This is a genomic window from Roseateles flavus (assembly GCF_039872765.1).
GTDB classification, from domain to species: Bacteria; Pseudomonadota; Gammaproteobacteria; order Burkholderiales; family Burkholderiaceae_C; genus Roseateles_B; species Roseateles_B flavus.
In genome coordinates, this window is record NZ_JBDPZC010000001.1 from 390,135 (window position 1) to 410,779 (window position 20,645).

Consider the following 20,645-nt stretch of genomic DNA (forward strand, 5'->3'; position numbering starts at 1 on the left):
CTGACCGCTCAATCTGCGAACTCAGAGCCTCTTACATGGAGCACTCGTAACATGCCTGCGTACCACTACCAATGTCCTGGGTGCTGCTGCACCACCTACATCGACCGCTTGCCAGAAGGTGAGGACTACGTCTACGTTTTCAGCGGGCTCTGCTGGGACTGCGAGAAGCAGCAACGGCAGCAGCAAGAATATGACGATGATGACTGACTCGTCAGCCTAGCCACGGAGGAACATCAGCGACGTGGAGTTTCGTGAGTACCGCCCATCGGTAGCCAGCAGGCTGGCCCACGGTGCTCGAACTGCGCGCCTGAGACCTGAACTTGGCTCGCGGGCTTTCCACTAGAGGAACAATCCGAACGAGGCGCGATGAAGAGGGCGCGCAGCTCTGACTTGCAGCTGTCGCGCGAACGGCATAGGCTTATTCATTGCTCGCATGGCCGCACCCTGGAGTTCAGATGGAGAACACCTGCTTTGCCGACGATGGTTCAGCCTCTGCATGGGCAACCGTGCGCCTGTACGAACACGGCTTTGTTGGCCGCGTGAGGTTCGTAGTGGACGTCGCACACGACAGTTCCGTTTGGCACGAATGCCTAAGGTTCAGAGACACTCACCAACAAGCCCTTGAAGACGCTCGCGCTGATGCGCGGAAGCTGGTTCAGCTGTGGGAGCATGATCGCGTGCGACTGAGCGACTGCGACTAGGCGGCAAGTACAGGATTTCCATGGTGCGCTGAACGAAATTCGGCGGCTCGGCGAAAGCGTCGCGCAAGAGGTGCACTGCTAGACTAGCTTTGAAGTCGAAACTCGTGTTCGACCTCCCTGCTTTTCCTCCCTTGTATCTTGTCGGCTCGGACTGGCCAAGGTAGCTCGATCCTCCCCGGGGCTTCGAAGCCCGTTGCTCAGCGATGAGCGCCTTGGCCGGACCGTCTTCTCCTCAACCCGAACGGTTGTTGGAACTCAGAGTTCGCATAGGCAAGGAAGGGAACGAGAGGACATGTCCGAACCCGTGTTTGTTGGAATCGACGTCGCAAGCGCGACGCTAGAGGTGGCGTGCTCAGGCTGCCCTGGGACTTGGCAAGTGACGAATGACGAAGCCGGCATAGCTGAGCTTGGGCTTCGCGTTGCTGAACTGCGCCCCGCGCTGGTCGTACTGGAGGCGACCGGTGGCTATGAGTTCTCAGCAGCTTCGACATTGCAGTCGCAGGGGCTCGCCGTTGCGGTTGTCAACCCTCGAACGGCTCGTGCTTTCGCCCGAGCGATGGGCTTGCTGGCAAAGACCGACGCTTTGGACGCCCGTCTACTGGCGTCATTTGCGCGCGTGCTGCATCAGCATCCTGAGCGTGACCGATTCGTGAAGCCGCTGGCTGACGATGCACGGCAGCAATTGCAAGCGCTGGTGCAGAGGCGCCGGCAGTTGGTTGAGATGCAGACCGCTGAGAAGCTGCGTCGCCGGCAGGCCCAGGCCGCGTCCAGCGCCAGCGTCGGACGCGTTCTCGCATTCTTGGCACAAGAGCTGGCCGAAAACCAATCCGCGATAGCGGCCCACTTGCAGCAGCATCACTCAGATTTGGCGGAAGCGCTCGCCACCGTTCCGGGTGTCGGACAGACAAGCGTGGCCGTGTTGATTGCCGATCTGCCGGAGCTTGGCAAGATCGACCGACGAAAAATAGCTGCGCTGGTTGGTGTTGCCCCGATGAATCGCGACTCCGGCCAGATGCGCGGCCAACGGTCCATCTGGGGTGGTCGCCACGATGTGCGCCGGACCCTTTACATGGCCACTCTGGTTGCAGTTCGGTTCTGCAGCGTTTTTCGGACGTTTTACCAGCACCTGCTGGCGAAGGGAAAGGCCAAAAAGGTCGCGCTCGTAGCGTCGATGCGCAAGCTGCTTGCGACGCTGAACTCGATGGCCAAGCACGGCTCCCGATGGAACCCCATGCTCCACGACGGATGTGTCCCAGTCACGACATGACCTGGTGCCACGACTAAAAGATCAGTCATCCGCGTCTGCATTCCAACGTGCAAAATGGTACGCGAGCGTTCCGCTCCCTGCTGTCCTCCCTCGGCAGGCTCGGTGCCGTCATCGGACCGAGGTTCCACCCCAGGCCAGCCTTGGCCTGGGGCTTTTCTCCCGCACGAGCGTCGGCGGCCAGGCGCTGCCATCACGCATCGGGCCTGCGCGTCACCCCTGTCAATCCCTGTCAGCTTCGAGACGGCGATGCCAATTCGTACCGGCATGACAGCGCTTTCTGACGAAAGTCAAAACTATTGCGCAACACGCGAGAAATGTAACCACCGGCGGCTGAGCACCAACCAGTTCTAGCCCTCGACAATCCGCTGCCGTCGATTTCTGACGGCATTTTTGCTTCATAGCTCTTCTTCAACCTTCAACCTTCAGACCTCAACCCACAAATGACTCTCGACAAGCTCAAAGTCTCGACTCGCTTGAACCTGCTTGCTGGTGTCCTTGGCCTGTTGTTGTTCTTGGTCGGGGCCATCGCTCTGTTGGGCCTGGAGCGCTCCAATGAAGCGCTCCGCACGGTCTACGAAGACAGCACCGTCCCCATGGGGCAGCTCGGCGAAATCAACGCCCTGATCCTGCACAACCGTGTAGCCATCAATGCCGTCCTCGTCACGCCGACGGACGACGTCGTCAAGACTCAAACGGCCGACATCGAAGCCAACATTGCCAAGGCCGGCAAGCTCTGGGATGTGTACATGGCCACCAGCCTCTCGCCAGAGGAGGCCAAGCTTGCCAAGGACTTCGCTGAGAAACGCAAAGCGTTTGTCGCCGAGGCCCTCCTGCCCATCGTGGCGGCCCAGCGGGCCGGCGACTTTCAGGGTGCCCACGACCTGGTCGCCACCAAGCTCCGCTCGATGGCCGCCCCTCTTGAGTCGAGCCTCGCGGCGCTGATTCAGCTGCAGATCGACGTGGCGAAGAAGAAGTTCGAAGACGGCGAGTCGCGCTATCACTTCATCCGCTCGATCTCCATCGGCATGGTCGTTGGCGGCCTGCTGTTCGCCATCGTCTTTGCCACGATGGTGGTCCGTTCGTTCTCGCGGCAACTCGGGGGTGAGCCCGGCTACGCAGCCAGGATCGCGCAGCAGGTTGCCGCCGGCGAGCTCAGCGTTCCGATCACGGTTCGCGCCGGCGATACCGCAAGCCTGATGGCGCAACTCAAGGCCATGCAAGACAGCCTTGCCGATGTCGTTTCCAAGGTCCGCAGCAATGCAGAAAGCGTTGCCACGGCCAGCGCCCAGATTGCCCAGGGCAACCAGGACCTGTCCAGCCGCACCGAAGAGCAGGCCAGTGCGTTGCAGCAGACCGCGGCTTCGATGGACCAACTGGGTTCGACCATCAGCCAGAACGCTGACAACGCCCGCCAGGCCAATCAGCTCGCGCTCGGCGCCAGCACGGTGGCCGTCAAGGGGGGCGAGGTCGTCGGGCGCGTCGTCGAGACCATGAAGGGCATCAACGACAGCTCCAAGAAGATCGCTGACATCATTGGCGTCATTGACGGCATCGCCTTCCAGACCAACATCCTGGCGCTGAACGCGGCCGTCGAGGCCGCCCGCGCCGGCGAGCAGGGCCGTGGCTTCGCGGTCGTCGCCGGCGAAGTGCGCAACCTCGCTCAGCGCAGCGCCGAGGCCGCCAAGGAAATCAAGTCCCTCATCACGGCAAGCGTGGAGCGTGTCGAGCAAGGCTCCGTGTTGGTAGACGAGGCCGGCACGACGATGACCGAAATCGTGAACTCCATCCGCCGCGTCACGGACATCATGGGCGAAATCAGCTCGGCCAGCGCTGAGCAGAGTTCCGGCGTGGCGCAGATCGGCGGCGCGGTGAGCCAAATGGACCAGGCAACGCAACAGAACGCAGCCCTGGTGGAAGAGAGCGCTGCGGCAGCCGAAAGCCTCAAGGCGCAAGCGAATGGCCTGGTCGAAGCCGTGGCCGTCTTCAAGCTCGCACACGCCGCCACTGGTGCCGCACCGCGGGTCCGAGCAGCCGCCGGCGCAGCGCGCCTGTCGCCAAGCCTGGCCACAGTGGCGAAGCCGAAGGGCGCAGCCAAGGTGCAGGCTCGACGGGCCCCCGCCCCTGCCGCCGACAAAGCGACGTTTGCGAGCCCCGGCGCTGACGAGGAATGGGCAAGCTTCTGAACCGGCCTGCACCCGCGCCACGGTTAGGACCAGACGCGGGTAGCTGAGTGCGCGGGCCAGGGCAGTGCGCTTTCACGCACGCCCGTGGTCGGGCCTTCCGGCGCTTCAACCTGCGGCTGGGTTTCTCCGCGTGAGCAGCCGGCCACACGTCATCGCCTCTGGCCGGCATCGTCCGCAATCAATCGTAGACTTGTAACAGAAGCGCTCCACCGCCTCGGTAGAGCGTTGCCTGCCTGTTGCGAGTGACCCGAGGTTGCCAGCGATGCATGCCCAGCGAACCCATAGATGCGCCTTCTGAGGTCTCTGCCCGGCCGGCTTGTCGCTGCTCTGCTGATGGCAGTCGCGCCACTACTCGCGGCGTCTGCGCGAGCGCAGCCTGTGGACGCCGCGGCGGTCGGCGAAATCAGGGTCGCCTACGACGCCGGCTTCGCTCCCATCAGCTATGCGGCCGAGGATGGCGAGGCCAAGGGTCTGGCAGTCGAAATCTTTCGTCGCACGGCCGAAGCCGCCAAGATCAAGTACCGCCTCACGGCCTTCCCCTCGTTTGGTACGGCACTGGCCGCACTCAAATCCGGGCAAGCCGATGTGGTTCTTGCCGCTGTGCGCAGCCCCGAGCGACTCGAGTTCGCGACATTCGTCGGACCGTACTACACCTCTCCGTCCGCCCTGGTGTCCCGGCTCGATGGCGGTGGCTGGCCCTCTCTGGACACGCTCGCCAATGGCAGCCTCGCTATTGACCAGGACCACTACCTCATACCCGTCATCCAGCGCGAGCATCCGCGCCTGCTGCTGAGGGTCGTGCCATCTGTCGAGCAGGTCCTGGTTGCGGTCGCTGACGGCCGAGCGGAGGCCGGACTGGCCAATGTCGAATTTGCGGCAGCCCAGATCGCGACGCGGTATGCAGGCCGGCTACAGGTTTCTGGCACCGTGGATCGACATCCCAGCGACCTGAGCTTCATGGTGCGTGCCGACCGGCCCGACGTCGAGGCGGCACTCAGGATGGGGCTCACGGCCGTACCTGAGCGTGAACGTCACATGCTGGCCAATGCGCTTCTGCGCACCAAGATTCCCACCGGACTGCAGTGGCGAGACGTCGCCCTCACGGTCGCGCCCTTCTTCGCCGGTCTGCTCGGGCTGCTGCTTGCGACCTTGCTCTACGCGCGCCGCCTGAAACTCGCCCGCGAAGAGCTGCGCCTGCAGCGGGACCTGGCCCGCAACGAGGCGCAAGCCAAGGCTGCCTTTCTGGCCGACGTAGGCCACGACGTTCGCACGCCTTTGGCAGCGTTGGCAAAGGGACTTCAGTTGCTCCAGAGGGAGCCTCTGGGCGACAAAGGGCGCGACATGGTCGGCGTCCTGCGCGGTTCGGCCGAGCGGCTGGTTGAACTGCTCAATGGGCTGCTCGACATTGCCAGGCTGGAGATGGGCCGCCTCGAACTCATGCGCCGCCCCGGCGACTTGCTTCAGTTGGTCAACGAAGCGGTCGAGCAGTTCCGTCCAATGGCGACCGCCCGCAACCTGGACCTCCGCGTCGAACTCCCGAAGCACCTGCCACTGCTGATGCTGGATTCGGCCCGCACGGCGCAGGTCGTCAACAACCTGCTGAGCAACGCGCTCAAGTTCACGGAGCAAGGATTCGTCCGGGTCACCATGACGGCCAAGCCGGTATCGGTGCGACTCTGGAAGATCACCCTGGTCGTCGCGGACACCGGGGTCGGCATGGACGAGACGACGAGAGTCCGCTTGTTCGAACGCTTCCGGCAAGGGCCCGACGCGCAACGACTGCATGGCGGGCATGGGCTGGGTATGTCCATCGTCAGCCAAATATTGCAACTGGCCCAGGGACGGGTCGATGTCCGTAGCACGCCAGGACAAGGGACCGAAGTCGAGGTCGCTGTGCTGATGGAAGAAGCCAACCAGACGGAACCTCTGTCGCGGGCCCAAGCGGCGCGCAGCGTCCTTCTCGTCGACGACGACGCCGTGGCCCAGATCGTCCTCGGCGAGCAACTGCGCAGCAAGGGCTTTGAAGTATCCGTCGCAGCGACCGCCGAAGAGGCTCTACAGCGTCTACATGAGGGGGGCATCGACGTACTCATCTCCGACGCCAACCTGGGCGTCGACTCGTCTGGCCTAGCCTTGGCAGCGCAGGCAAAAGGGGGCGCGAACGGAGCCGGCCTACGGGTCTTGATCCTTTCCGGGGATGCCGGGCCCCAATCGTTGCCGCCGTCCATTGACGGCTGGGTCCAAAAGCCGGTGAGCCCGGCCGATGAATCCTGGATGCAAGAGGTGAGCCGGCTGCTGAACGTTGGCAACCCGCAGGCGGCCTCGAGCAGTTGATGCCCTGATCGACGGGCGAGAGAAATCGACCACTTGCAGCGAGCCCCTTTGCTCTTGCGGGGCTTGGCAGGGAAACTGATGCGGGTCAACAAGAGCTTTGTGGCCGTCAACCAACCTGGGAGCGAGGCATGGAATTCTTGAACAACTGGCGCTTGCGCACGCGTGTCCTGGCAGGCTTTGCGCTGGTCATGGCGCTGCTGATTGGCGCCTCTGCCGTGGGTGTTGTCCGTGTCTCGAAGCTAGACCAGAGCATCGAGCAGATGGTCGAGGTCGACATGCGGGCGCTGGAGTTGACCCGCCAGTGGGCCGGCTTGAGCGAAATCAGCATCCAGCGCCGGGTCGTGTCGATGGCCGTCGATGACGAAGCCTTCGTCAAGGCGTTCACGCGCAAGTCCAAAGAGACCTCGGCCAGCATCGACAAGATTCAAAGCGAGCTGGACAAGCTTGCCCGCACGCCTGAGGCCGACAAGTTGACAGATGTGATCGGCGAGGCCCGCAAGAAGTACCAGGCGTCACGAGAGGAGCTCGTCAAGGCCAAGGCCGCCGGGACGGACATCAAGCCGCGGGTCATCGAGGAACTCATCCCCGCGATGGAGAACTATCTTCAGGCCATCAACGCCTACGCCGACTACACCCACACGCTCCTGGATGCCTCCAAGATTGCAGCCCGTGACGCGGCCTCGGCCACGCGCTCCATCGTGCTGGGCTTGCTGGCCCTGGCAACGCTGCTGGGCATCGGTGTGGCATTCGCGATTGCCGGTTCGGTCACTGGCCCTGCGGCTCAGGCGCGCCAGCTCGCCATGAGCATCGCCGACGGTGACTTGACCCAGCAAACAAGGCATCAAGGCCGCGACGAGATGGCTGAGCTGAATCAGGCGTTGGCGCACATGCAGACCAAGCTGGCCAGCACCATCCAAGGAGTTCGGAATGCGGCCGAGCAGGTCCGACTGGCTTCCAGCGAAATCGCGACCGGCAATCTCGACCTGTCGAATCGAACGGAACAGGCGGCGAGTTCGCTCGAAGAAACGGGCGCGGCAATGCAGGCCCTCAGCGAGGGTGTGCAGCAGAACGCAGACGCAGCACGTCAGGCGGATGGTTTGGCCAAGGAAGCCTCCACAGTGGCCGGCCGCGGCGGCGAGATGGTGGAGCAGGTCATCCAGACCATGGCCGAGATTCAGCAGTCGTCGACCAAGATCGGTGACATCATCGGCGTGATTGATGGCATCGCGTTCCAGACCAACATCCTGGCGCTGAACGCCGCCGTCGAAGCAGCCCGTGCTGGCGAGCAGGGCCGCGGCTTCGCCGTCGTGGCAAGCGAGGTGCGGGCACTGGCCCAGCGCAGCGCGCAGGCCGCGCGTGAAATCAAGACGCTGATTTCAGCATCAACCGAGCGCGTGGAGAGCGGCAGCCGCCAGGTCACCGAGACCGGAAGCACGATGCGGGACGTGGTGGGCAGCGTGCAGCGTGTGACGCAGATCATTGGGGAGATTTCCTCGTCCAGCGCCAGCCAGGCCCTGACCCTCGGCGAGATTGGCCAGGCGGTGAGCCATCTAGACCAGATGACCCAGCAGAATGCCGCGCTGGTCGAGCAGTCGGCTGCGGCGGCACAGAGTCTCAAGGAGCAGGCGCAGGAACTGGTGCAAGCTGTCGAAAGCTTCCGACTCTGATCGGTTGACGCGCTGGCTCGGAGTGCATCTCAGGCTGTGCGAGGGCGTCTCACTCTGTCTTGCCGTCATACACGAGGTCATGCGCAGTGCTTGCGCCGACGTAGCGCTTGGTTATGGCTTCCATCGTGCCGTCGCGGATCATGTCGTTGAGCGCCATCCGGATGCGGCGCCTGTCCTGGTCGCTGACGCGAGTGCGGGACAGAGCCAAACACACGACCGTCTTGTCTCCCTGGCCCCACGGGGGAAGGTGCAGCGACTCCGTGGGCTTCACGAGCTTCAATAACGCCGGGTAGCTCAACGGATTTACAACGATGGCGTCGACGCGACCCGCCTCGAAAAGCCTGGCCGCGGCGGCGAAGTCAGCCATCTCCTCGACGCGCCGCTGCGCGCGAAGTTGGCCGAGCCAGCCGTCGATCTTGGCACCATAGAGATAGGTCTTCACCACAGCAACCCGCAGCTGACTCGCGGCGACGAACGAGTCCGCGTTTGGAAGCTCAGCAGCGAGAGCGCCCCGAGTCACGACGAAGGAGCGGCCCTTCAGGTAGGGAACCAGTTCCGCCAGTTGTTCGCGCTCCGGAGAGGGCACTGCGGACAGCGTGATGTCCAAGGCTCCATGCCTGAATTGGCCCCAGATTCGAACCCGGGACTCAAGCACTTCGACGAGATTGCAACCCGTGCGGCGCGCCAGTTCACGGGCAACGTCAGCATCAACCCCTGCTTCTCGTCCCTGCTCGTCGCGGAAGAAGAGAAGGCCTTGCGCGTAGTGAGCAACCCTGTAGGTTGCGCAGGGCTCAGCTCTGACGGACTCACTCGCTCCCAGCAGGGCTAGCGTAATCAGGGCCGTCCATGGGGCAGCTGGCTGCCTCATCTGAAAACGGGCCCTGCCCACCTGCAGACTTTTCCGTCTTAGGAACAAACCTAGGCCCCCATCCCAACACCCCCGACTCTCGCGGGTTTTTCATGTATCAAGTTGTAGCACACTTAACGAACATCCCAACAAATGAGCGGCTGAATGCGGTTGCGCAAAGAAGTTGGCGCCACGGCCATGAAGCTGCCAGAGTTGGCGGGAGCTGATGATGGGGCGGAGAGTGATGGACATAGTCTGCGGGGCTGGCTTGGCGCCCAAGGGCCGATTCGGCGCGATAGACGTAGGCTCGACCACTCGACGGATACGGACGCCGTCCGATTGCCGCGCCCCTCGGTCAAACAGGGCGCGTAGAGCCATGCCAGGCGCAGTGCTCAGCGATGGCGCGCTGCGCGACACCTACCGACGCACCTGCCGGGTATCGACATGGCTGGTGGCCGCCGTCACCGCCGTCGACGCGGTAGCGCTGGCCGCACTTGGACTGCCCTTGTGGCGCTACCCGGCTGCGCTGAGCTTGCTGGCGGTGGTCATGCAGTGGGGCATGGTCGTCAGGTTGAGCGCCGAGGCCTTCGTTGGGTTGCTGGTCCTGGTGCTGTTGGCGCTCAGCGCCACGGCTGGCGTGCTCACTCTGGAGCTCGGTGTGGAGCCAGGCTTTCACATGCCGCTGTACGCCGTGGTCTTGCTGATTGCCGTGGCCAGCCGGCTTGGCCCCTTGTTCAAGCTGGTGATGGCGCTTGGTTTCGGCGCCGCCCTGCAGTTGCTGGAATTGCAGGCCAAAGGGGTGGATTCACATGCGGTCCTGGGGGAGTCGGTCAGCCACGCCTTCCGGAGCTTCAACCTGGCGGTGCTCTGCCTGACGAGCTTTGGCATCGCGCTGAGCTACCAGCTGCTGGCGCAGCGTCAACAGCAGGCGCTGCTGGCTTTGGCCGAGACTGACACATTGACGGGGTTGCCGAACCGACGGGCGCTGAATCACGCTGTCAGTCTGCTGCTGGCGCAGCGGGAGCGTCACGCCATGGTGATCGCCGTGGTGCTGGCCGACCTGGACCACTTCAAGAGCATCGACGACCGCGCCGGCCACGAGGCGGGCGATGCCGTTCTGCGTGAAGCCAGCCGGCGCCTTCAGGGCGCGCTGCGCCGAGGCGATTTGCTGGCGCGCTGGGGCGGCGAGGAGTTCGTCGCCGTGCTTCCTTTCACCGGCCTGGCCGGTGCCGAGAGCCTGGCGCAACGCATGCGGGAGGCCATGGAGGCCAGCCAGGTTCAGATCGGACATTTGCCGGTCGCGGTCACCGCGACGTTCGGCGTCACGGAAATGGGTTTGGGCGAGCCCCTCGAGGAGGCGTTGAATCGCGCAGACCAGGCGCTTTATCAAGGCAAGCGTGAAGGGCGCAACCGCGTCGTGGCACAAGCCTCCGGTCTGTCCACGGGGCAATCGTCATGAAGGTGACCCTGCTGCTTCTTTTGATGTGGGCGGGTGGCGCGCAGGCCGCCGACTGCCCTCGAGTGGTGTTTTCGGCGAACCCGAATTACCCACCGTTTCACTGGGTCGAGGACGGCAAGCTGGTGGGCGCCAGCATCGAGCTGACGGAGCGAGTCTTCAGAGAGTTGGGCGTCAGTGCTGAGGCTCGCTACCTCGGCCCCTGGAACAGAGTTTTGCGCGCGGCCGAGCTGGGGCAGATCGACATGGTCGCTGCCTTGAAAGTCACCCCTGAGCGCGAGGTCTACCTGGACTTTACAAGCGCGCGCTTCTCAGCAAATCCGATGGCGGTCTTTGTGCGCGCCAACCATCGGATTCCCTACGGCGGCTGGACCGACCTGATTGGACGTACCGGTCTCGTCGCGCGCGGCGACCGGTTCGGCGACGGCTTTGACGATTTCCTGCATGAGAAGCTGCAGGTCATGTCCAGCAACGACATGGCGGACGGATTTGCCAATCTGCAACGAGGCCGCGCCGAGTATTTTGTGACCAGCTACTTGGTAGGGAGTGCCTACCTGGCCGCAACGCGCCTCGACACCACCATGTTTCCGCTAAGCCCGATGGTTAACTCCGGCTCGATCCATCACGGATTTGTGCGTCAGTCGCCGTGCCTCAAGTACAAGGGAGCGGTTTCCGCCAAGCTAGTGTCCTACGAAGCAGACGGCACGACAGCGAAGCTGATCGAGAAGTACGACCAGCTGTGGAGGAAGAGGTCAGGCAATCAGGCCGAGTGACGTGAGTGAGCATTGACGGAACTACCCCGCATTGGCGGACAAGAACCTAGGTCCGTGCCCGCTTGCCGGCCAGACAGCCCCTTGCTCCAGGCCGCCTCAAGACGGCTTTCCCAAGACCGGAGACGATTTTCTTGAGATGCGGGCTATCAGGGCCATCGCCTCTGCACCTGCTCCCGTGCTCGGCTGCTGCGATTTGAGCAGCGGCTTCAAGAGACGACCAACTTCGGCGAGCTCGCACGCCAATTCCGCGTACAGCGATGGATGGCCATCACGAAGTTCTGCAGGCATGCACTGAATCAAATGCACGTCAGCAGCCCGGCAGAGCTCTTCAGCCGAGCCAATCAGTTTCTCGACCAACGTCACGAGCCTCTCATGCTCGTTCTGGTCAAACGGGAACGGGTCGCCCCGCAAGTGCACGCAGACGATGTGCATCGCCTCCAGCAACTCGAACATGGCACCCGACACCAAGCCAGCAATGTTTTCGTCTTCTGTCGGCTGGACCGAAAGGCTCATACAGCTGACCCCTGCATCGAGCAGTGATTCAAGCCTCGAGTTGCAACAGTGCAAGGCTCGCAGCTTTCGCGCCGGCACTCAAGGTGTGCAGGCTTTCCCCGAATGGTAGCGATTTGGGCAGCAAGGATTCATCTTCTGCTGCCGTGGCCTATTGACGATTAAGACGGTTGCTGAGCAGGTGCTTCGGCGTGATGACAGCGACGAAGCATTGTCGCCCCGGCCTCGTGCCGGGGTTTTTCTTTCCCTCGACGGGGTCTCGGTCGAAGAGCCTGTGAAGCTTACGAAATCTCCGGAGAGAGTCCATGACCGCTGAGCGGGTTGATAAGCATTCAACATCGCCCAGGATCACGTAGATGGCACTCCGAGTACGAGGCCCAGGGGGCAGGTTTTGACGGATGGATGTTGCTACCGGCCTAGCACCTTGCTGTGAAGCCGCAGCCCGAGCCTAACGATTCCCCCAAAGGAGTGACGAGGGCAAATCCGCAGTCTCGCAGCTAGCTGCCCGCCCATAATTGGCCGGACGGCCTCTTCAATTTCGATCCAACCCTCAGTAGCCACCGAAATCGGGCTCGGTGGCTCAATTCAACAAGGTTTACCTGCCGCGATCTGCGCCCGGCCTATGCCCTGCGGCGGCATATAGCCACTGACTGTTGGCATCGCAAGACGAGTTGGCTGTCAAGGTACGGCGCTCCAATCAGCTGTCATCCTCAACGGGCTATAGACTAACTCCGCCATTCGATCAGGACTCAACGCCATGTCGCTTCCAGCTCCCTTCGGACTGTTCATGGGAATGCAACTCACTGACTTTGCCGAGCCACTGCGGGAAGTTGCACCTTTCAAATTTGCACTTGACGTTCCGCCTAAGCCCCATCCGGCCTTTTCGCTTTACGTGCTGCAAATTACGCCAAAACATGGCCTCTCTTGGATCAAAGCAATCGGCCATGACGTCAAGACCAGCAGCTACGGACTTGAGCTAAAGGGCGCATTTGATGCAATGGAAGGGAAGCTCAAGAACACCTATGGTTCGAGTACGCGGAATGACTTCTTGATGGTGGATAGCATCTGGAACGAGCCCAAAGACTGGATGATGGCATTGCTAAAAAATGAGCGATTTCTGAGCAGCGTCTGGGATGCGAAGTCCGGCGCGAAACTTACAGAGGCAATCGAATCAATATATTTGGGCGCTTCGGGGTCGGACTCTGATACTGGCTACATAACGATTGAGTACAACCTGAAGAGCGGCGCTCAGGCCGATGCGGAGATCGCTGAAATTCAAGACGAGGTGCTGTAGTTACCGCTAGCCTACGTAGGTGCTTCCTGCGCCCCACCAGCTTGAACTGACCCCCAGAAGTTGGACAGCCAGGGTCCTTGCCTGGGCGAAGATGTGCAACCGGGTTGAGTAAAAGATTAGGGGACGGCTTTGCAGCATTCTCGGACGGTCGGTGGCTGCCGTCTTATGCACGCTGTTCGACTCATCGCGGTCATCGGGAGCCAAACCCCTATCGTGACATCAGCGACTTGTCTCTGGGGTGCGGCTGCCGTTCAGCGTGCGCGCGGCTATGGCCCTGCCGCCGTCCGGTCAGATGTCCGGTTCGAAAGCTATCGCACTCGCGTTGTCGATCCTGTGCCGACTTTCGTATTCACCGCCCCGGTCGATGCCGGTGACGGTGATGTGGCAGTTTCTATCAACGCCTGTAGTTCAGAGGCAACCTTCAGCGAAGCGTTCCACCCAAAGCTCGCCGCTGAGCAGAGGTTCGAACACGGAATCGACCTTTCTAGCCGCCAAAGGTGAATGAGGATTGCCCAGCCCGAAGAACTCTGTGGAATCACCCAAGAGCGCCTGAGGCAGGTGAAGTTGAGCGAAATCAAGGCGGCGGGCCAAGGGGTTGATCCTCCGTAAATTGTCCAAACCCGCCTCGGCCAACCAACGAATCGGCTCAATCTGACTGCCCTTAAGCTCTTGCTCGACCCGCTCGCCGAAGGTGATTGCGCGTGCATGTACCGAAGGCAAATCAATGCCAAGCGCTTCAATTGCTTGTCTCGCAACCGCCTCAGCTTCGTCTAGCGTCAAGCCGGGCTTGTGCGGAAGGCACCGTGTCATGAGATGGAAAGCAGTCCCTAGGTCCCGTGATCGAAGGCCATCACGCATCCGACGGCTGAAGGCATGATCGCTCGGCAGCCTGACCCGACGCATGAGCTCCTCATCTGCCGCCAATTCGTCAAACGCCTCGTCTGTGAGATTGAGGCAGACGCGTGTGAGCACCGCACACACGGCGAACGCACTGCCTACGTCCGGAGTTCCAAGCACGTTTGCTGCAAGGTGTACACAGACCGAGTATTCGGTGATGTCGGGGTTGTAAAGGTAGTCCATCAACCGCCGTGAAATCTCTCTCCGTTCGACGATGCCGTAGTCCTCGACGAGCGCCGAAACAAGGCCCATCCGGAACGCCGTCTCCTGCGCCATAGCGGACGATTCAAGGATGGAGACAGTTGACATGGGAGACCTAACCATCTCCTCGTCTGCCGCGTTGCTGAATCGTTGAAACAGGATGGGTCGGCCAGTGACCCTTCCATCCTTATCGAACACCTGACCCGCAGTGACGGTCGCGCGCCACGGCCGAGTGTTTTCAGCACCCCGCTTTACGGTGTAGTAGTCGGGCAGAGCAATGCTTCGCAGGAGGTCATAGAAGCGCTTTGCGTTCCAGAACTGGGCTTCATCCTGCTGAAATGCATCGCTGCAGGAGTATGCGGAGTTCATGCAGGACAGCAATTTCATACCCCATACCGTCGAAGTGCTGTCGACAAAATGGGTGTACTCGTGGGCGGCGAGCGGCATCACCTTCGCCATAGCCTCGTACTGAGGGCCTGAAAGCCTCTCTCCTCCCGCCAAGATTTCGCGCTGTTGAATGATGGCGTCGACATCACTTCGTTCTAAGCTCTCGAAGGACACCGTGGCTGTGCCGAAGTGATAGCTGCCCGCGACGTCGGATCGCTTCAGCACGTTGAAACGCTGTGTAGCTTGCTTAAATTCTTCAAAGTTCATTGATTTGTTCTCCCTTGACCGAGTAGCTATTGAAGCACCGAGGCGAGAGTGCACGTCGATCAGACTGAGGGGCACCTTGCCCGTTACGTTACCGCCACCAACGATGTACGCCCATGGATTCGGCGGGTGATGCCGAATTCCGCCTCGCGTGTTGCTGTATGACCGGTCCAGTAACAAGTGGCCGCCCGGTCTCCAGAATCGAGCGACGGCTGCCAGCCTGAAGCCGCCGGCGCCCCAGAAGGATCACGCCGACCTAGGGGTCAGCAGCAAGCTCTCGGGACCGCCACTGCTTAAGCTACCAAGTTGGGCGAAAGCACCAACTCTTGAAGTGCACCATCAAACTCATGGTTCGTGATGGGGTGCGCCCCCAGCAACTCCTCGATCAGCGACCGCACGACAAGTTCGACTTGATTGGCTGAGGCCTGCTCCCGTGCTCCAGCTGTGAAGCGCTGGTTGGTCACCGCTACCTTGCGGAACCTAGTGCCACGAAACCGAGCTTGGTATCTGGCTGCGCCGGCCGTCACCTCCTTGATGGCGTCCCAACCAATGTCTGCAGACTTCGAGCTCTTGCATTGCAGGAGTTCACCTTCCCGGTCCTTCAACGCAACAACGTCGATGCCACCATCACCGCCCCTCTTAGGTGTGACCGTTGCTTGGAATCCTTGCTTAGACCACAGCAAGCAGCAGAACACTTCGAACCCGTCTCCGTCCATGCGGTCGACGTCATCCATCGTCAGGTAGCGCTTCGGCAAGGCCTCGCCAGTTCCACCGCCCCCAACCAACTCGCTAAAGGTGGCGTCCCCACCGGAGCCATTGAGCATTGATGTCAGGCCGCCGTCGTCCAAGGTAGAGCCGGCCAACCCTGCTTTGCGTTTCAGCAGTTGGTCAAGGCGAACCTCGAAGGTATGAAAGTCGTCGGCAACTACCGTTGGGCAGTACACAAAAACATCCCGCTCCTGTCCAATGCGAAATGCTCGGTCGGTGGCCTGCGCCTCCTTCGAGGGGTTCCATGCACGGGTGAAATGAAACACATGATTTGCAGCCGTCACATTGAGGCCCGCTCCCGCAGCCAGCGTGGACAAGATGATGACGTCAAAGCCGGGCTTCGCCGAGAACCTGTCGATGTACCCCTGGCGCCCCTGCGAGTCTCCGTTGATGATGAACGGACGGATGCCGAAGCTCTCCTTCAGGAAGTAGTACAAGGCTGCCTGCGCTTCACGCAATTCCGTGAACACGATGGCCTTCTCGCCTGCCTGCTGAATTTCAGCCAAGCGGGCCAGCAACCAATCCAACTTGGGCGAGTTCGCAAGGTGGGGCTCCCGTCCGGCCTTGTCGACCATGAATTTCGCGCCCGGGAGGCAGTACGGCTCGGCGCAAACCGCCTTCATGAGGTGCAGCGCACCGAATGACAACTGTGCACGCTTTCGCCCGTTCGTCTCGTTGGCAGCGTCTTGCAGCTTCTTGAGCCCACCCTTGTAGAGAATGCGTTGATGCTCCGTGAGCCCAATTTCGAGCAATTCATGCTCGCCCAGGATGGGCTTGAACTGCAGCTCGACATCCGAAGCCTTCTTCATTGCGAAGAACTTCTTCGGTAGGTCTGCAGCGATGTCGGCCTTCGTGCGTCGCAGCGTCTGCGGCCCAATCGCTGTCTGAAGCCGCTTCAGCGCGGCCATCTGGTCTTCGGTCTCGCATTCAATGGGTCGCCGGTAAGTCTTCCCGAACTCTTCCAAGGCCCCAAGCAGCCCAGGTTGCACCAGGTCGAACAGGCACCAAAGGTCGGCGAGCGAGTTCTCGACAGGCGTTCCCGTACAGGCTATGCGGAAGTCAGCCTTCAACTTCTTGGCCGCCAACGTCACTAAGGTCCCCGGTGTCTTGATGCGCTGGGCCTCATCGCAGATGAGGAACGCGAAGGGCTGCTTGGCTAGCGAAAACTCGTAGGAGGTCAGCACCTCATAGGTAGTGATGACAACCTTCGCCGTCCCCGCCCAGTTCGGCATGAGCAGCTCCACGATGCCCTTATCCCTCAGTTGGCTGTCGATGAGTCCAAGCGGCTGCTTGCGTGCCTTCAGCTCGTCCCCATACAAGACCAGCACTTCCGGGAAGGAGTCGTTGAAAAACTTCTTGGCCTCATTCGCCCAGTTCTCCAGCAAGCTCTTGGGCGCAAAGATGACGGACGGAGCCGCATTCGGGTTAGCTTCGTAGTACCAGCTCAGCACCGACAGCAACTGCAGAGTCTTGCCGAGCCCCATGTCGTCGGCCAGAAGCGCCCCGCGGCATTCCGAGGGTGCCTTCGACACCAGATGCTGGAACCATGCGACTCCGTATTGCTGATGCGCCTTTAACTGGATGGACTGCCGCAGCGACCGCGGTAGCTCGGCCTTCCAACCGTCAGGCAAGGCAAGCGATGTCCGACGTTCCTCGAGGTAGTCAACGCCGTGAAAATTGGTCTTAACTAGCAAGGTTTCGCGCGGAGCCTGCTTCTCCTTCGGCTTCGACTCGCCCTCGACTTTCACCTTGTCTTGGCTCCCCAGCATCGCCTTGAAGCCGTCTGCAAGAGTGCGTGCTTGCGCGGTTGCAATGGACGTCGGCAGGCTCTCGTTCTTAACCTCGGCCGCGCCCTGTTGCTCAGCTTCCGCAACCTGTTTGTCGAAGTCCTTGACCCAGTCCTTCGTCAGGGGGATGAGCACCTGGCCCTCGTGTCCCTGCAGGGTCACCTTGACCATCGGTGTCAGGTCAGACGGAAGCCACCCTGAGTCGTCATCGCCGTCTTTCTTCTCCCGCTGAAAAACTGGCACGTAGATGGGCTTGGCCACACCGATGCCTTCGATGCGCCCACTGTATCCATCAAGCTGGTAGACGTCGTCAAAGCTGATGCGCTCCGCGGGCTGATTGCGCCAGAGGTGGGCAAGCTGCATACCTTGCTCAAGCTGCGCAGTAGATTCCGCGTCAACTGTCAGGTCGTATTCATCCCAAGCAAACCGTTCACGGTCCTGCTCGAGGGCGCCTCGTAGCGTCGCAAGAAACAAGTCCAGCTCTTCGGACGTTTTGAAGGTCTTAACGTCAGTTCTGGCGGAGCCGTCACCGAAGTGTTCCGTGACGAGCAAGTCAACCGTGTTGATGCGCCCGTGCTCAGTCCGACCAACGACGCTGAAGACCGCGGCAACAGCCCCAGCCTCCGCTCGGTCAGCCTCGAACTCGTCCTCCTTGAGCACCTCGTGCGCCGCATCGCCAAGAAACGCGAACGGGTTGTGAATGAACTTCTCAGCCTTTGCACCGGCGACCTTGCGTCCGGGCATCTCCCGTTTAATGACCGAAAGCACTTTTCGCACTGGGTCGGAGATGACTACGCGGACTCGGCCTGCGCCCCGCGTCAGGTCGTAGTGCGATTGCACAGAGTTGAACCCGTCGAAAGCGGTAAGCCACCCGTCGGGTGCGCCTTCAAAGGTCGGAGAGACAGTCAAGACCCGACCGAACGGCGTCTCGTCTTTCGACAGCGGAAGGCGAAGTGAGTCCGGCGTCAGTACGAGCGTCGTCTCGAGGTATGGGTTCGCATAGAGGGCTCCCGCACGGTCCGCAAGGCCTCGAATCCGCCCCCACGCAAGTTCTTGAGCATGCTGGTTCCGGCCTGATGAAGAACGCGAGCGCAGGGCACCAATCTCAGCGACAGTGGCCCAAGCCCACGACGACAACATTTGCGGCTTACCGCCGACCGTTGCCACTGCGCCTTCGAGGCCGTCGACCCGCACCTGCTGAGCACCATCGGTCCATCCTGCGACCTCCAGGTCAAAGTCATCCGACGACAAGGTTCCAGAGCCATCGACTATTGGACGCAACGGCCCTTGTGGCGGCAGGCCGAGAAGCTTCAACGCGCCTACGTGCTCGGCCGATGCCAGCAGGGCATAGACGTCTGACCACGGGATGGTTGCGCTGCCCAAGCCCAATCGGCACCGCCCCTCGGAGGCCAACTGGGCCAGGTAAGCCCCAAGCACGGTGTCCTCGGCGCCAGCTTCGTGGATGGCGTCCAGCAATCCTTCGGAGGTGGGCTCGGAAAGCTCCCGGGCAAAGTCAATGCGAACGCCTTCTTCCGTCCACGTGGTCTTGAGCGTTGACTCGGCCGCCTTGGAGATCGTTGAGCGCTTGAGAAAGTCGAACAGGCCCATCAAATCTCCGGGTAGTACCAAGCCTGCCGACTATTGGCCCACTTGAATCCAAGGGCCGTCAGCTCCGAGCCGAGTTGCACACGATTAAGGGGGTCTTCGACCCAAAGTCTTCCACCACTCGATGATGTCCGCCGGTCATCGACGGAGGCTCCCCTAAAGCGGCTGATAAGGGTGTTGAGCGTTGCCATGTCGGGCCCAGGAGGACTCGCGCCGTGCGCCACCGAAGTAGCGCGCTCTGCAGGCCGAGTTCCGGCGGTCGTGCTTGTTGTGCCTGCAGCTGGTACTCGACGAGGTGCGGGCTCGTCGGGGAGGATTCCAAGCTGGCGAAGGTCTTGCTCCGCGCGCCACCCCCAGCCTTCACGGTGGACGATGCGCAACGCGCAGCCAACGCGGAAGCCGGCAGCCAGGTCGGCCGTTCCGCCGTCATAGTGGCGGTCATACGGTTCGAATGGGAGTTGGTCTGCCTGATAGACGTAGCAGGCATTGGGCTTCTTGCTGAACTCGATAATGAGGTAAGAGCCGACCTGCATCATGAACGCATCGACTTCGGGCTTACTCGTGAGCTGCGCGTAGGCACCCTCCTCACGCGCTATGAGCTCGCGCACCCCTGCGTTAGTTCGCTTCAACGCCATCGTGTCGGCGCCAAACACAAGCCGAGTCCATGAAATTTGCTTTAGGTACTTTGACCAGAATGCGAGTCGCCCTTCATCGGCGTTATTCCGAGCTGCGAGGATGTCAAAGAAGTCTTTGAGATTGCGCTCGTTGACCCAACCCAGCACCATCCGCCACACCGGGTCTGGCACCCTGTTCCAAGCTGTCGCAATTCCCGCAGCCTTGAGCTTCGGGTTTTTCCAAACGGAGGGCTGACACACGAAGTCGCGCAGCCGCTCGTCGGGAGGTGCACCCTTGCACGCGTGGTACCTAATGAGGATGGTCTCTAACGCCTCGTCCCGAAACCCTGGCTTGCCTTGAATGAGCTTTAGTAGCTGCGGCACAAGCCTCCGGAACTCAGCATCGGCTTCAGTAGTTGCGCCTCGAACAGCTCCGAGGACCAACGCATGCCAGAACCAGCTCGACGGAGGAATTCCAAGGTCTTCTGCGAGACGGTCCGTTGGTTCGGTCTCTCCGCGCAAGTAGTCCATTGAATATTTCTCAACCGGCCCGGTGGTGAGGACTGATGCTTCCTTCCGCAGCACCTGCACCCAGTCTGGAACCATGTCCTCCCCGGCCTGGCTATCAATCAGAGGCCAAGTGCTCTCGAGAAAGTCCCGCAGAGCCTCCCACCCAGCGCGAGTGGGCTCGTCCTTGCCCGCCTCCGGATCAAAGTTGAAGTACGAGTACAGCAGGCCGTGCCAAGTCAGTCGCCACAGGTCACCTCGCTTCACCTCCTCTTGGTAAGAGGCTAGCAAAGACGGAAAGCGCTTCGATGCCAGAGCCGTAGCTCCTGACTGCTCGCGGATGGGCTCTGCGAGGGCAGAGGCGACGAGGTCGCGCTGCCACGCATCCAGCGGTTGGCCTCGCACGAAGGTGCGGGCAGCCGCGTAAGCGTCTTCCTTGCTGGGCTTTGCCTTCGCGTACCCCTGGAACAGTAGCTCGGCCTCACGCGTGGGCTTCTCGACAAGTTCAGGTCGGCCGAACTCCCCCACGCTCAGCCCCATCGCCGCGATAGAGGCCGTCAGGTCACGAGTCAACTGTAGGAAT

At 61.4% G+C, this 20,645-nt stretch carries 12 protein-coding genes; 7 read left to right on the plus strand and 5 right to left on the minus strand.

Features of this window, described 5'->3' with window-relative positions:
• Window positions 1-993: 993 nt before the first annotated feature.
• The 4 genes from ABDJ40_RS01720 (at window position 994) to ABDJ40_RS01735 (ending at window position 8,152) form a co-directional block, all read left to right on the plus strand.
• Window positions 994-1,968 (plus strand): IS110 family RNA-guided transposase, encoded by a 975-nt coding sequence (locus tag ABDJ40_RS01720; protein WP_347605293.1) that lies wholly within the window; start codon window positions 994-996, stop codon window positions 1,966-1,968.
• 440 nt (window positions 1,969-2,408) lie between these two features.
• Window positions 2,409-4,151: a methyl-accepting chemotaxis protein gene (locus ABDJ40_RS01725; RefSeq protein ID WP_347605296.1), complete on the plus strand. Its 1,743-nt coding sequence runs from the start codon at window positions 2,409-2,411 to the stop codon at window positions 4,149-4,151.
• 378 nt (window positions 4,152-4,529) lie between these two features.
• Complete coding sequence (locus tag ABDJ40_RS01730) at window positions 4,530-6,485, plus strand: ATP-binding protein (RefSeq protein WP_347605299.1); 1,956 nt, start codon at window positions 4,530-4,532, stop codon at window positions 6,483-6,485.
• 128 nt (window positions 6,486-6,613) lie between these two features.
• Window positions 6,614-8,152 carry a methyl-accepting chemotaxis protein gene (locus tag ABDJ40_RS01735; RefSeq protein WP_347605302.1) on the plus strand — a complete coding sequence of 513 codons (1,539 nt, stop codon included), beginning with the start codon at window positions 6,614-6,616 and terminating at the stop codon, window positions 8,150-8,152.
• Window positions 8,153-8,201: 49 nt separating this feature from the next.
• Here ABDJ40_RS01735 and ABDJ40_RS01740 read toward each other — a convergent pair whose 3' ends face one another.
• Window positions 8,202-9,020 carry a substrate-binding periplasmic protein gene (locus ABDJ40_RS01740; protein ID WP_347605305.1) on the minus strand — a complete coding sequence of 273 codons (819 nt, stop codon included), beginning with the start codon at window positions 9,018-9,020 and terminating at the stop codon, window positions 8,202-8,204.
• Between the two features lie 355 nt (window positions 9,021-9,375).
• Here ABDJ40_RS01740 and ABDJ40_RS01745 point away from each other — a divergent pair, with 355 nt between their 5' ends.
• Window positions 9,376-10,458 carry a GGDEF domain-containing protein gene (locus ABDJ40_RS01745; protein ID WP_347605308.1) on the plus strand — a complete coding sequence of 361 codons (1,083 nt, stop codon included), beginning with the start codon at window positions 9,376-9,378 and terminating at the stop codon, window positions 10,456-10,458.
• Window positions 10,455-11,228: a substrate-binding periplasmic protein gene (locus tag ABDJ40_RS01750; RefSeq protein WP_347605311.1), complete on the plus strand. Its 774-nt coding sequence runs from the start codon at window positions 10,455-10,457 to the stop codon at window positions 11,226-11,228. The genes ABDJ40_RS01745 and ABDJ40_RS01750 overlap by 4 nt, the downstream gene beginning before the upstream one ends.
• A 96-nt stretch (window positions 11,229-11,324) precedes the next feature.
• Here ABDJ40_RS01750 and ABDJ40_RS01755 read toward each other — a convergent pair whose 3' ends face one another.
• Window positions 11,325-11,741, minus strand: a complete 417-nt coding sequence (locus tag ABDJ40_RS01755) for a hypothetical protein (RefSeq protein ID WP_347605314.1) — start codon at window positions 11,739-11,741, stop codon at window positions 11,325-11,327.
• 784 nt (window positions 11,742-12,525) lie between these two features.
• On the opposite strand from ABDJ40_RS01755, the gene ABDJ40_RS01760 reads away from it, so the two are divergent.
• Window positions 12,526-13,032, plus strand: a complete 507-nt coding sequence (locus tag ABDJ40_RS01760; protein ID WP_347605317.1) for a hypothetical protein — start codon at window positions 12,526-12,528, stop codon at window positions 13,030-13,032.
• Between the two features lie 408 nt (window positions 13,033-13,440).
• Here ABDJ40_RS01760 and ABDJ40_RS01765 read toward each other — a convergent pair whose 3' ends face one another.
• The 3 genes from ABDJ40_RS01765 to ABDJ40_RS01775 all read right to left on the minus strand — a co-directional run bounded on the left by ABDJ40_RS01765 (window position 13,441) and on the right by ABDJ40_RS01775 (window position 20,635).
• A complete protein-coding gene (locus ABDJ40_RS01765; RefSeq protein ID WP_347605320.1) occupies window positions 13,441-14,784 on the minus strand; it encodes a hypothetical protein in 1,344 nt (447 codons plus the stop codon).
• 290 nt (window positions 14,785-15,074) lie between these two features.
• Window positions 15,075-18,944 carry an SNF2-related protein gene (locus ABDJ40_RS01770; RefSeq protein WP_347605323.1) on the minus strand — a complete coding sequence of 1,290 codons (3,870 nt, stop codon included), beginning with the start codon at window positions 18,942-18,944 and terminating at the stop codon, window positions 15,075-15,077.
• Window positions 18,944-20,635: an EH signature domain-containing protein gene (locus tag ABDJ40_RS01775; RefSeq protein WP_347605326.1), complete on the minus strand. Its 1,692-nt coding sequence runs from the start codon at window positions 20,633-20,635 to the stop codon at window positions 18,944-18,946. Before ABDJ40_RS01775 ends, ABDJ40_RS01770 begins: the two co-directional genes overlap by 1 nt.
• Between the last annotated feature and the right edge of the window lie 10 nt (window positions 20,636-20,645).